This is a genomic window from Winogradskyella sp. MIT101101, from assembly GCF_047126865.1.
In the GTDB taxonomy this organism is placed as follows: domain Bacteria; phylum Bacteroidota; class Bacteroidia; order Flavobacteriales; family Flavobacteriaceae; genus Winogradskyella; species Winogradskyella ouciana.
Map to the genome: position 1 here is coordinate 2,594,497 of NZ_CP138982.1, position 13,379 is coordinate 2,607,875.

The window sequence follows — 13,379 nt, forward strand, 5'->3', positions numbered from 1 at the left end:
CCTATGAAAAATATAGTAACCCTCATATGTTTAATATTTACGTTTTGCTTGAATGCCCAAGTAGATGGTGTTGGGATTAATACACAAGATCCAAAGAGTACACTAGACATTAATGGAAACTTATCTTTAAAAGTTGTTGGTTATAATGGTGGACCAGGTGGTTCAGCTACTCCAATTGATGACGGTATTTATTTAAATTTAACTCCTACATCTGGAAACTTAGAGTTTATTCTACCTGATGCTACAACTGTACCTGGCAGAATATATATTGCTAGAAACATATCGGATACTGAAAACGCGCAGATATATAGTTTTGGCGGGCAGTTTTTTTCTGGTGATAGTAGAGTTGCCACAGCGGCTCCAGTTATTATGACTCCAGATGCTGCAGGAGATGGTGGTGACATAACAAAAACCTTGATTTTTGTAAGTGATGGGTCTAATTGGACCTACGGTCAACTAGGATTCTAGTGCCATTTAACATTTCTTATTGTAACAAACTGATTGTAAGGTAGTCTTAAACTAAACGACTATTTTAAATATTTGTAACTTTGCTTACTTTATACAACTACAGTTTGGACATTAATGACAACATAGAATCACCTTTTGTTTTAAAGGTTAGTTTCAATAAATTATTAAATCAGTACGAAGAATTAATTAAGACTGATAACGATTTTATTGCTTCTAATGCACGTCGTGTACTCAAAATAGCAGAAGAAAACCCAATACTAAGAGAAGGGTTTAGTGATTTCTCGGTATTTGTAGATTTAGAAAAGGAAATAGAGGGAATTCTACAAGACACTTTCAGTCCTATACTTACAAAAAACGAAATAAAAACGGCATCGGTACCATTTCACAATTTTACATTTAATGCTTCAGAACGTTTTAAATCCATCTTAAAAACGGCAGGTGAAGATTTTGAATTAGAGATGAAAAACATGCCAGAGGATCAAACCTATATAATTGCATGTACCATCATTCTAAACTTTTGCTATGGTTATAACCTTAATTTTAAACGTCCGTTTTTTTATGAGATTCCAGATGCAAATGGTATAAAACGCTATTATAAGATACTGTATAATGCAGACTTTACTGAAATTGTTCCTAATGAAGATGCTCCTAATATAACAGATAAAGATTATGAGGAACTGTTAGATAACTTTGAAAATATAGAGCTTTGGAAAGAAAAATTTCCACCAAACAGTTATACGTTTAAAGGTTTTGTGATTTCAAATATTTTTGATGTTACTGATGATCAATCCATTTCAAACATTAAATCTTCTTTAATAGGTGAAGATAAACGGAAGGATGAAAGTTTTATGAAGGGCTTCTATGAAATTTTCCGTTCACTATTTGGCTTAAAGAATTTAGAAGTGGGTTTTTCCATTTATAATGAAGTAGAAAACACTTTTGAGCGCGTATATGGTGTAGGGATGAATAGTTTTTTATTAAATGAGTCTGAAAGTAAGCCTTGTTCTGATGCTTTATGCGATTGGTCCTATAATAGACTAATGAAAGAAAACGCATTTTTTTCGGTATCAGATGTGGGTCGCATCTTTAAACAATCCAAAGGTAAGGCACCACATGTTAAGGAATTGTATAACCAAGGATTTAAGAGTGCTATTTTTGCTCCTATTGCAAATGACGATGGTCTTATGGGAATTTTAGAAATAGTATCTAAAACACCAAAGACTTTAAATAGTATAAATGCCAATAAGTTGGTAGATGTTATGCCTTTTATTGTATCTGCAGTAGAACGTTCTAAAAATGCGGAAGCAAACTTAATAGAGGCAATCATACAAAAGGAATGTACATCGATTCACTCTAGCGTGCACTGGAAATTCGTTCAAGAGGCCAGACACTATATTAAAACTGAGTTTAATACAGGCGAGTCTCCGACCTTTAGAAAAATTGCCTTTGAGAATGTTTATCCATTATTTGGACAAATTGATGTTAAGGGCTCATCTAATGCTAGAAACGAAGCGACACAAAAGGACTTGTCACTACAGCTTAACTTGGCAGATAAGATTTTAGAGAAAAGTTTAGAAGAGCAAAGTTTGCCTATTTATGAGCAGATAAAATTTCAAATAACTGAGTTCCTTTCACAATTAAAAGAGAATTTTAAGGTGGATAGTGAGCATGCTATTTCTGTATTCTTAACTACTGAAGTAAAACCTATTTTTAAACTAATAGCTCAAACACAAAAAGCACTAAGACCAGATATTGAGGATTATTTTAGTAAAATAGATGAAGACTTAGGAGTTATCTATTTTTACAGAAAACATTACGATGATACGGTAAAACTAATTAACACCAATATGTCATCTTTGATTGATGAGAAACAAATTGAAGCTCAGAAAATGTATCCACATTTTTTTGAGCGCTTTAAGACAGATGGTGTTGAGCATAATATTTATATAGGTGAATCCATTACAAAGCAAGATAGCTTTAACATTATTTACCTCTACAACTTAAGATTATGGCAATTGCAGGTAATGTGCGAAATGGAAAATGAATATTACCAAAACCAACACGAGTACCCAATTGGTTTGGATGTAGCTTCTATGATATTGGTATTTAACCAACCTTTGTCTATACGTTTTAGAATGGACGAAAAACGTTTCGATGTGGATGGTACGTACAATGCGCGTTACGAAGTGGTTAAAAAACGTGTTGATAAAGCATTTATAAAAGGTACCGAGGAACGAATCACAAAAAAAGGCAAACTCACTATTGTTTACTCACAAAAAGAAGATGAAGAAGAGTATGTTAGATATATAAGATTCCTTCAATCCAAGAACGTTTTAGATAAAGATTTAGAAATCTTAGAACTTGAAGATTTACAAGGTGTAACAGGCCTTAAGGCATTGCGCACCAGTATTCTTTACCATAATGAAAACGATAAGAACTTCTACACTTATGATGATTTAATGGAAACGATTAAATCCTAAAATTTGCAGTCTTATTTTTACTAATACCTTCAAATATCATTGAGGTATTGGTATTGGTTTCAGGCAAAACATCCTTTAAATCAACACCTGGATTTTTCTTAACAGCTATACCAAATGCAATAAGAGAAATAATAATCCCTGTCATAAAGACGGTATAGGTAATTCGTAACAATCTGTATTTACGTTCTAATACCACACCTAAAAAATAGAGATCTTTTGTAAGTGCTTTATAAATGTAATCTTTGTCCTCTAACATTTCTTTAATGGCCCATTCGTAATCGTCCATGCTCATTTTGTGAAAATTCCCAAAAAAACTCAAATTCACTTTTTGATTTTTTACGTCTTCCTTTGTGAATTCACCACTCGTTACATTTGGACGTGTTGCTATTATAGATAAAACCATAGATGTTACACAGAATAGAGTGAATATCACCGTTGGCCAGGTTAAATAAGGATTTGTATCTAACTTAGAGATGAGGTTGGCAAGTACAACAGAAATAATAATGGCATTAACGGATAATAGTATATTCGCTTTTGTATCTGCAATGTCACTTAATTTAATATGGTTTCGTAATGCTACTCTATAAAACGTCTGAACACCTCTAGATGGGCTTTCGTTTTTGTACTGCGCTTTGTATTTAGCCTTAATCTCTTCTTTCTTGTACTTGCGCTTTTGTTTCTTTTTCGCCTTCATTAACTTAGAAAGATTTTTCGCTTTTCTAGGATCCCATTCCTTCAAAGCATAATCTGTGTAATATTGATGGCTTTTTGCAAGTACTCTAATATTTTCATCACGCCATTCTGTTGAAGAGTAGTGCTTAACACCTCTCATTTCTAATTCTTTACGTAGGAATTCGCTTGCTTCCTCAAAATATTTTTTACCAAAGTGAGAGGCATCAGCATCTCTAATAATTTTGCCTAACTTGGTCTTTGGTGGCTCTTTAAATTTTGTTTCCATGATGCACTCATTAACACCATCGATGAGGTCTTGGTTTGCATCCTGTTCTTTAAGAAACTTGGTGGCAATTTCAACACTTTTTTCTTCATGCTCATCTGCACTCTTAGTGTATCCCGTATCATGCAATAAAGCAGCTATTTCAAGAATTTCAGTCTCTTTGTCAGATACTTCAGTATTTTCAATGATTTCCCGGGTACTCCTTAAAACGCGTTCAGTATGCGTATAGTTATGGTACAAGAAAGAATTTGGCAGCTCTTGTTTTAAAAGATTAAATACAAATTCTTGAGTCTTTTCTACTAGGGATTTTGCCATGCTACATGAGTTTATTTGAACAATGTGAATTTACAAAAAAATAAACGAGTTAATATTTAAAATTATTAAATGAGTTACAATCTAAATCTATTTTTATAGTAATTAAGGTTGTTAAATGATTAAATTAGTTACTTAAATAAATCAAAGCTTAGAAATTTAAGCAAACACCATATTGTGCAGCTGAAAATTAAAGACTCATTTAATAAGGAATTACCGTCAGATTCAAACCTTGAGAATACAAGACGACAAGTATTTAATGCGGCACATTCTTATGTTATACCAAAGGTTCCGTCTAACCCAAAATTAGTTCATGCCTCAGAAGAAATGGCGTCTAATTTAGGCATAGGAGTTGAGGAATTAAAATCAAAAGAGTTTTTAGAAGTGTTTTCAGGAGCAAAAGTTTACCCAAAAACTAAACCGTATGCTATGGCTTACGCTGGACATCAGTTTGGGAATTGGGCTGGGCAATTAGGAGACGGTAGAGCCATAAATTTATTTGAGATAGTTAATAACGAAACACGGTGGGCTTTACAGCTCAAAGGCGCTGGTGAAACTCCCTACTCTAGACAAGGCGATGGGTTGGCAGTACTGAGGTCATCAATAAGAGAATATCTGTGCAGTGAAGCCATGCACCATCTAGGTGTACCAACAACCAGAGCATTGAGTCTAATGTCATCAGGTGATGATGTATTGAGAGATATGCTCTATGATGGTAATGCTGAGTACGAAAAAGGAGCTATTGTATGTCGCGTGGCACCAACTTTTATCCGCTTTGGTAATTTTGAGTTATTTGCCTCAAGACAAGACACTAAAAACCTAAAAATACTGGCAGACTATACCATCAAATATTTTTATCCTGAACTGGGAAAACCTTCAAAAGAAACTTATATAAAGTTTTTTGGAGAGGTTGCCGACAGAACTTTAGACATGATTATCCACTGGCAACGTGTAGGTTTTGTTCATGGAGTGATGAACACAGATAACATGTCAATTTTGGGATTGACCATAGATTATGGTCCTTATGGTTGGTTAGAGGGTTTTGATTTTGGTTGGACGCCAAACACTACCGACAGTCAAAACAAGCGTTATCGCTTCGGTAACCAGCCTAATATTGCACTTTGGAATTTGTTGCAACTTGCTAATGCACTTTATCCTTTGGTAGAAGAAGCCTCTCCTTTCGAAGAGATTTTAAATCAATACAAAACGAATTTTGAAAGTAGGTCATTGGATATGATGCGATCTAAATTAGGCTTGCAAAAAAAAGAAGACAATGATCTAAAATTGATTAACAATTTAGAGGATTGTTTATTAAGTTCTGAAACCGATATGACCATCTTCTTTAGGCTACTATCCGATTATAAAAAAGGAAAAGTTGAAAATGCATTAGGCACTATTGAAAAAGCATTTTATAAACCCGAACAGATTAAGGGTGATATATTAAAACAATGGAAAGGATGGTTTAAAGCTTACGACCAAAGATTACAAATGGAAGAGGTTGATGACGACGGAAGAAAAGAGAAGATGAACTTAGTGAACCCAAAATATGTGTTGCGAAATTATATGGCGCAATTGGCTATAGACAAGGCAAATAATGGAGACTACAGTTTAATTGATGATTTGTTTCAACTATTAAAACAGCCTTATGCAGAGCAACCAAAAAACGAAAAATGGTTTACAAAACGTCCTGATTGGGCAAGGCATAAGGTAGGCTGTTCTATGTTATCCTGTAGCTCATAAAATTAATTGATAAAAAAATAATTATGAAAGCAATCTGGAACAATAAAGTAATAGCAGAAAGTAATGATACCGTTGTAGTGGAAGACAATCACTATTTTCCGCATAACAGCATTAAAGAAGATTTTTTTACACCTAGCGATTCCAAATCGGTATGTCCCTGGAAAGGTACGGCATCCTACTACAATATTAATGTTGATGGTAAAGAGAATATTGATGGAGCATGGTTTTATCCAGATCCCTCAGATGAAGCCAAACACATTCAGAACAGGGTGGCCTTTTGGAAGGGAGTAGAAGTAACCGAATAGTATGAAAAGCACAAAGCTAAAAATAAAAAACAGTAAGGGTTTAACGCTGAATGCCTATATGGAGTTGCCAGCAAATCAAAAACCCAATTACTACGCCATTTTTGCCCATTGCTTTACTTGTAGTAGTAATCTAAATGCTGTTAAGCATGTGAGCAGATCACTTACACAAGATGGTTTTGCCGTTATACGATTCGATTTTACAGGATTGGGTCGTAGTGAAGGAGAGTTTGCAGATAGTCATTTCTCGGCAAATGTTCAGGATTTACTCGATGTTCATAGTTACATATCAGAGCATTATGAAGCTCCAGGTTTATTGGTTGGTCATTCCTTGGGTGGAGCTGCGGTACTGGTTGCAGCATCAAAACTAAAAGCGGTAAAAGCGGTCGCAACTGTTGGTGCACCTGCTACAGTTGACCATGTAAAGCGTTTATTTTCGCATCAAATTGAAGACATTGAAAACAAAGGAAATGTTGAAGTTGATATTGGTGGAAGGCCATTTATAATTAATAAAGACTTTGTAGAGGAATTTGATAAAACAGACTTACCAGTAATTGTAAAGAATCTAAGAAAGCCACTATTAATAATGCATTCACCATTAGATAAAATAGTCGGTATAGATAATGCCAAGCAATTGTACCTCAAAGCACATCATCCCAAAAGTTTTATAACCTTGGATGACGCTGATCACCTTCTGAGTGAAGAAAAAGATAGCCAGTATGTAGGAGAAATTATTGGTACATGGGCAAGTCGTTATTTCCCTCAGGTCGAAAACAAAATGCTAGATACTGAGGGTGAGCAATTGGTTGGGCATTTAAACATTGTTGAAGATAACTTTACAACCTCAATTCAAACTAAAAACCACACGTTTATAGCAGATGAACCTGCTGGTATTGGAGGTAGCGATTTTGGACCATCACCTTATGAATATCTTAATGCAGCATTGGCCGCTTGTACAGCCATGACTTTAAAAATGTATGCAGAAAGAAAGAAGTGGGATCTCAGGGAAGTCTTTGTATATCTTTCTCATTCAAGAAAGCATAGTGATGATTTAATGGTTAAGGTTGATAAACCAAAATATATGGACCATATTAATAAAAAGCTAAAATTTGTGGGCAATTTAGACGATACTCAAAAAGAACGATTAAAAGAAATAGCTTCGAGATGCCCTGTGCATAAAACCATAGCAAGCGAAGTTTTTTTCGAAACTCAAATAATAGAAGAATAGTGCAGATAGAATTAGAAAAACCGATTACTAAAACTCGATTTTTAGAAATAAGACATAGAACAGAAGAAATTTGTAAGTCTTTAAAACCCGAAGACGTTTCACTACAACCTGTAGAATTTGTCTCGCCACCCAAATGGCACTTGGCACATACCACATGGTTTTTTGAGCAGTTTGTGCTTTCAGAATATAAGAAAAATTACGAGGTATTTCACGAAAAATTCGCCTATTACTTCAACAGTTATTACAACAATGTTGGAGATAAGGTTTTAAGAACCAATCGCGGATTAATGACACGTCCTACTTTAGGGCAAGTCCTAGATTACAGAACTTATGTCAATGAACAGATGTCAGAATTTTTGAGTGCTGATATATCAACGGAAATTGAGAATGTTGTTGAAATAGGATTGCAGCACGAACAACAGCATCAAGAGCTTTTGTTTTACGATATAAAATACATCTTTGGGCACCAACCATCATTTCCAACACTTGATTATAACATCACTTTGAAGCCCGAAAATCAATCACAGGAATTTATAAAAATTGATGAAGGACTCTATGATATTGGGCACAAGGGAGAAGATTTTTGTTGGGACAATGAATTGGGAAGACATAAAGTTTATCTGAATGATTTTGAAATTTCAAATCGATTGGTAACCAATTCAGAATATATGGAATTTATCGAGGCTGGAGGCTATAAAGATTTTAACCTATGGCACGCAGAAGGTTGGGATTGGGTTCAGAATCACAATATTGAAGCTCCAATGTATTGGCATAAGGTCAACGGTAAATGGATGCATTATACGCTTCAAGGTTTTAAAGCTATTGAAGACGAATTGCCTGTCAATCATATTACGTTTTATGAAGCATTCGCCTATGCGCAATGGAAACAGATGCGACTACCTACGGAATTTGAATGGGAAGTATCTTCAGAACATTTTAAACATGGGCAGTTGTGGGAATGGACTAATAGTGCCTATCTTCCATACCCAAATTATGCCAAAGCAGATGGTGCGTTGGGTGAATACAACGGTAAATTTATGGTCAACCAAATGGTGTTAAGAGGTGGTTCTGTAGCGACTTCGCCACAGCACTGCAGACCAACTTATAGAAACTTTTTTCATGCCGAATTGCGTTGGCAGTTTTCGGGAATAAGACTAGCAAAATAAATGACAAATTCTTTCGCAAAGGACGTGCTCGCTGGCCTAACAACCAAAAGCAAGTACCTATCCTCAAAATATTTTTATGACGATAATGGCAGTCGCATATTTCAAGAAATAATGAATATGCCAGAGTATTATCTTACGGATGCTGAGTTTGAGATACTCTCCATGCAATCCAAACAGATTTTAGAAGCTCTAGAGTTTTCAACTCCTTTCAATATAATTGAGCTGGGAGCAGGAGATGGCTTTAAAACGTTTAAACTTCTCGAGTATCTGGTAAATAATAATGTGAATTTTAATTATGTGCCGATTGATATTTCCCAAGAGGCCATGGATATACTGTCAGAGCGATTGAAAAAGCGTTTGCCAGGCATAAACATTAAGCCTAAGGTTGGTGATTATTTTGAGATACTAAGCGCTAATAAGAATAGTGATTATCCCAGTTTACTACTATTTTTAGGTGGTAATATTGGTAATTATTTAGAGGATAAAGCTAATGAACTTATTAAGCTTTTTAATGATAATATGAAAGTGAGAGATAAGCTTCTTATTGGGTTTGACTTAAAAAAGAATCCAATAACTATTCATAATGCATACCATGATAAGCATGGCATAACCAAACGATTTAATCTCAACTTGCTGTTAAGAATCAATAGAGAATTAAATGCCGATTTTAAAATTGATGATTTCGACTTTTATTGCCATTATAACCCAATTACTGGAGAGGTTAAAAGTTACATTGTTAGTTTAACGAAACAAAAGGTGAATATAAAAGCCCTTAATACATATGTAGAATTTGATTATAATGAGTTGATTTGGACAGAGCTTTCCAAAAAATATGCTCTTGACGAAATTTGTAACTTAGCTGAAACAAACAACTTTAAACTAAAATCTAACTTTTTGGATTGCAAGCACTATTTTGCAGATAGCCTTTGGGAGAAACTCCCTTAAGGATTAATATCTATAGCACTTGCGTTAAAACTTAAGTTATAGTCTTATTATTTTTACGGTTTAAATTTACTTATGAAGAACATTAAAAGATTAATTACCTTAATAGCTTTATCCTTCTTATGTAATGCCTGTGCGACTTATGAAGCAAAATATAGAGACGAGGCACTCAAACAAAACAAATCTCCAGAAAAAGAAATTGAAAAACGGTTTTACTTAATAGGTGACGCGGGTAAGTCGCCCATGAATGGTATGTCCGATGCGTTGACAGCTTTCGACAAACATATAAAAGGAAAAAATACAACTCAGGATCATGTATTGTTTCTTGGAGATAATATTTATCCATCAGGTTTGCCAAAAGAAGGCCAAAAAGGTTATGAGAATGCTATAAATGCGCTCGAGGGTCAATTAATGTCACTAGAAAATTTTAATGGTAATGTTATATTTCTTCCAGGAAATCACGATTGGTATTCAGATGGCCTAAACGGCCTCAAAAGGCAAGAAAAATATATTGAAGATGCTCTAGGAAAGAACACGTTTTTGCCTGAAAATGGCTGCCCACTAGAAAGCATAGATATCAGTGAAACGGTTCAGTTAATAATCATTGATTCTCAATGGTACTTAGAAAATTGGAACAAGAACCCAACCATAAACGACGAATGTGAAATTAAAACACGTGAACGGTTTTTCTTGGAAATAGAAGGTGAGCTAAAAAAAGCACAAAATAAAACAACGGTGTTTGCTATGCATCACCCAATGTTTACCAACGGTGTGCACGGTGGTTATTATGCTGCAAAAAAACATTTATACCCTACCCAAAACAAAATACCAATGCCAATATTGGCTTCGTTTTTAACGCAGGTTAGAACACAAGGTGGTGTCTCTATTCAAGATAGATATAATGAAAGGTATAATGATTTAATGAAACGTCTTGAGACTATGACTTACGATGCAGATAACGTTGTATTCGTTTCAGGGCACGAGCATACACTACAATATATAGAAAAGGATAGTATACGACAAATCGTTTCTGGCTCTGGTGCGAAATACTCTGGTGCTGCTCTAGGAAAAAATGGGGTATTTAGCTATGGAGGTCAAGGATTTGCAGAACTTATAATATATAAAGATGGGAGTTCTTGGGTGAAAATCTATAGTGCGGAAAATGGTGAACCTAAAGTACTTTTTGAAAAAGAAGTGTTCGCTCCCAGAAAATATTATGATGTCTCTCATTTACCGGAAAGTTTTCCGAACGAAAAGGAAGTTTCAATATATACCCAAGAAGAAACAGATAAAACAGGTTTTTTTGAATCGGTTTGGGGCGATCACTACCGAGATGTTTACAGTACAAAAATAAAAGCTGAAGTCGCCACTTTAGATACATTATATGGAGGCTTGGAAGTGGTTAGAAAAGGAGGAGGTCATCAGACAAGATCTTTACGATTAAAAACCAAAGACGGCAAAGAATTGAATATGAGAGCGTTACGTAAGAGCGCTACACAATATCTGCAAACCGTATTGTTTAAGGATACTTATATTCAAGATGAATTTGAAAGAACTGCAATTGAAGGGCTTATTTTAGATTTCTATACAGCAGCTCATCCATATGCTTTTACCGTTGTACCAGAGTTGTCTGACGCTGCAGAAGTATATCATACTAATCCAAAACTATACTATATACCAAAACATAAACATCTCGGTGATTATAACGAAGAGTATGGAGGTGAGCTTTACATGATTGAAGAGCGTCCAGAAGAAAATTACACCGATGAGCGCAATTTTGGATACGCAGATGACATTGAGAGCACTCATGATATCATTGAGAAGATTAGAGAAGATGAAGAGCATAAAATAGATGAAAATGCCTTTGTTAGGGCTCGTTTGTTCGATATGCTTATTGGCGATTGGGATCGACACCAAGATCAATGGCGCTGGGCACAATTTGATATGGAAAATGGCGATAAGTACTATAGACCAATTCCAAGAGATAGGGATCAAGTGTTTTCAAATTTTGATGGAGCATTATTGGGAATTATGCGAATAATTTCGGGTTCTACCAAACAGCTACAGGTATATGACGATAAGTTAGAAGACATTAAGTGGATGAATAATGCAGGTATTAAATTAGATCGCACGCTGATTCAAAATGCCGAAAAGAAATTATGGTTAAAGCAGGCGAAATTTCTGCAGGATAATGTAACTGATGAGGTCATAGAGAAAGCGTTTGAAAATGTACCTGAGGAGGTGCGCGACAAAACCTTAGAAGAAATAAAGCAACATTTAAAAGGGCGACGTGCTAACCTTCAGGATATTGCCACACGTTATTACAATTATTTAAATGAACTTGTAATCTTAACAGGAACCGACAAGGATGATTATATTGAAGTCATTAGAGAGGGTAATAAAAAAACAAGGGTTATAATCTCTAGAATAAAAGATGGGAAGAAGTCAGATTCTATTGTAGATAGGGTGTTCAATAGAGATATAACCAAGGAGATTTGGGTATATGGATTAGACGATAAAGACGTTTTTGAAGTCACAGGCAAAGGAGATAATCCAATTTTTATCCGATTAATTGGTGGACAAGAAAATGATACATATATTATAAAATCTGGAAGGCGTATTAAGGTCTATGACCACGAAAGTAAACCCAATACCATCAAAGAAAGTCGAAAAAGCACAATTAGATTGACCGATGTATATAATCTTAATCTCTTTGATTTTCAGAAAAATATTGTAAAAAATAGTGTAATCACTCCAGCTGTTGGATATAATCCAGATGATGGTATTTCCGTAGGAGTATCCTATGCATCTACGCTTAATGGATTTCAGAGAAATCCATTTTCAAGACAACACAGATTTAAGGGAGGTTACTTTTTCGCAACAAGCGGGTTTTCTTTAAAGTATGACGGTGAATTTGCAAATATTATGAATGACTGGAATCTTCATATTGGAGGTCGGTTTACCTCAGATAATTTCACCAATAACTTCTTCGGTTATGGTAATGAAACCCTAAATAATGATGATGAGCTAGATTTGGATTATAATCGAGTTAGGACTAGTATTTATATGGCAAAGGCAGGTATAATAAGAAAAGGTAATTTTGGTAGTGATTACGGGTTTAGAGTTATATTTGAAGGTATAGAACTAGACGATACTGCAGATAGGTTCATAACGGATTTTGCGCCATCATCTAACGAAGAATTTTATGAACGACGTTATTTTGGTGCTGTTGAAGCGCAGTATAATTATGCGAGTTACGACAATCAGATAAACCCAACTAGGGGAATGACGTTTATGCTTCAGGGAGGTGCTAAAACAGAGCTTAAGCAGGCAAAGAACATTTTTGGCTATGTCAATGCAGATATTGGGTTTTACAATGCTTTATCCCGAAACAGAAAATTGGTTTTAAAGACAAATTTAAGAAGCCAATTTAGAATTGGTAAGGATTATCAGTTTTACCAAGCCGCAAATATTGGAGGAAGCAATGGATTAAGAGGCTACAGGACCGAGCGTTTTACAGGGTCGCGCTCTTTGGTGACCAGTGGTGATTTAAGGTATAGTTTCAATTCATTCAAAACCAATATCTTACCATTACAGATAGGAGTTTTTACGGGTTTTGATGTGGGAAGAGTGTGGCTACGAAATGACTTTTCTGATAAGTGGCATAGCGACTATGGTGGTGGCTTTTGGGTGACTGCAGCCGAGTCACTTTCAGGTACATTTAATTTTTTTAATAGTACCGAAGGGTTCCGCTTTTCATTTGGTTTTGGTCTTAATTTCTAATAG

The 13,379-nt window shown here is 35.0% G+C and carries 9 protein-coding genes; 8 read left to right on the forward strand and 1 reads right to left on the reverse strand.

Annotated features, from left to right (window positions below):
* Positions 1 to 3: 3 nt before the first annotated feature.
* Positions 4 to 468 (forward strand): hypothetical protein, encoded by a 465-nt coding sequence (locus tag SIB89_RS11665; RefSeq protein WP_412559911.1) that lies wholly within the window; start codon positions 4 to 6, stop codon positions 466 to 468.
* A gap of 104 nt (positions 469 to 572) precedes the next feature.
* Entirely contained in the window at positions 573 to 2,948 is a 2,376-nt protein-coding gene (locus SIB89_RS11670) for a GAF domain-containing protein (RefSeq protein WP_412561910.1), read from the forward strand.
* On the opposite strand, the gene SIB89_RS11675 is transcribed toward SIB89_RS11670, so the two are convergent.
* Positions 2,938 to 4,218, reverse strand: coding sequence for a Pycsar system effector family protein (locus tag SIB89_RS11675; protein WP_273291761.1), 1,281 nt, complete (start codon positions 4,216 to 4,218; stop codon positions 2,938 to 2,940). The genes SIB89_RS11670 and SIB89_RS11675 overlap by 11 nt on opposite strands.
* A 174-nt stretch (positions 4,219 to 4,392) precedes the next feature.
* Between SIB89_RS11675 and SIB89_RS11680 the strand changes: the two genes are divergently transcribed.
* The 6 genes from SIB89_RS11680 to SIB89_RS11705 all read left to right on the forward strand — a co-directional run bounded on the left by SIB89_RS11680 (position 4,393) and on the right by SIB89_RS11705 (position 13,376).
* Positions 4,393 to 5,955: a protein adenylyltransferase SelO gene (locus SIB89_RS11680; protein ID WP_412559912.1), complete on the forward strand. Its 1,563-nt coding sequence runs from the start codon at positions 4,393 to 4,395 to the stop codon at positions 5,953 to 5,955.
* A gap of 23 nt (positions 5,956 to 5,978) precedes the next feature.
* Complete coding sequence (locus SIB89_RS11685; RefSeq protein ID WP_155088226.1) at positions 5,979 to 6,260, forward strand: DUF427 domain-containing protein; 282 nt, start codon at positions 5,979 to 5,981, stop codon at positions 6,258 to 6,260.
* Between the two features lies 1 nt (position 6,261).
* Positions 6,262 to 7,485, forward strand: a complete 1,224-nt coding sequence (locus SIB89_RS11690; protein ID WP_412559913.1) for an alpha/beta fold hydrolase — start codon at positions 6,262 to 6,264, stop codon at positions 7,483 to 7,485.
* Positions 7,485 to 8,651 (forward strand): ergothioneine biosynthesis protein EgtB, encoded by a 1,167-nt coding sequence (egtB, locus tag SIB89_RS11695; protein ID WP_412559914.1) that lies wholly within the window; start codon positions 7,485 to 7,487, stop codon positions 8,649 to 8,651. Before SIB89_RS11690 ends, egtB begins: the two co-directional genes overlap by 1 nt.
* Positions 8,652 to 9,596 (forward strand): L-histidine N(alpha)-methyltransferase, encoded by a 945-nt coding sequence (locus SIB89_RS11700; protein WP_412559915.1) that lies wholly within the window; start codon positions 8,652 to 8,654, stop codon positions 9,594 to 9,596.
* A 72-nt stretch (positions 9,597 to 9,668) separates the two neighbouring features.
* Positions 9,669 to 13,376 (forward strand): metallophosphoesterase, encoded by a 3,708-nt coding sequence (locus SIB89_RS11705; RefSeq protein WP_412559916.1) that lies wholly within the window; start codon positions 9,669 to 9,671, stop codon positions 13,374 to 13,376.
* Positions 13,377 to 13,379: the final 3 nt, after the last annotated feature.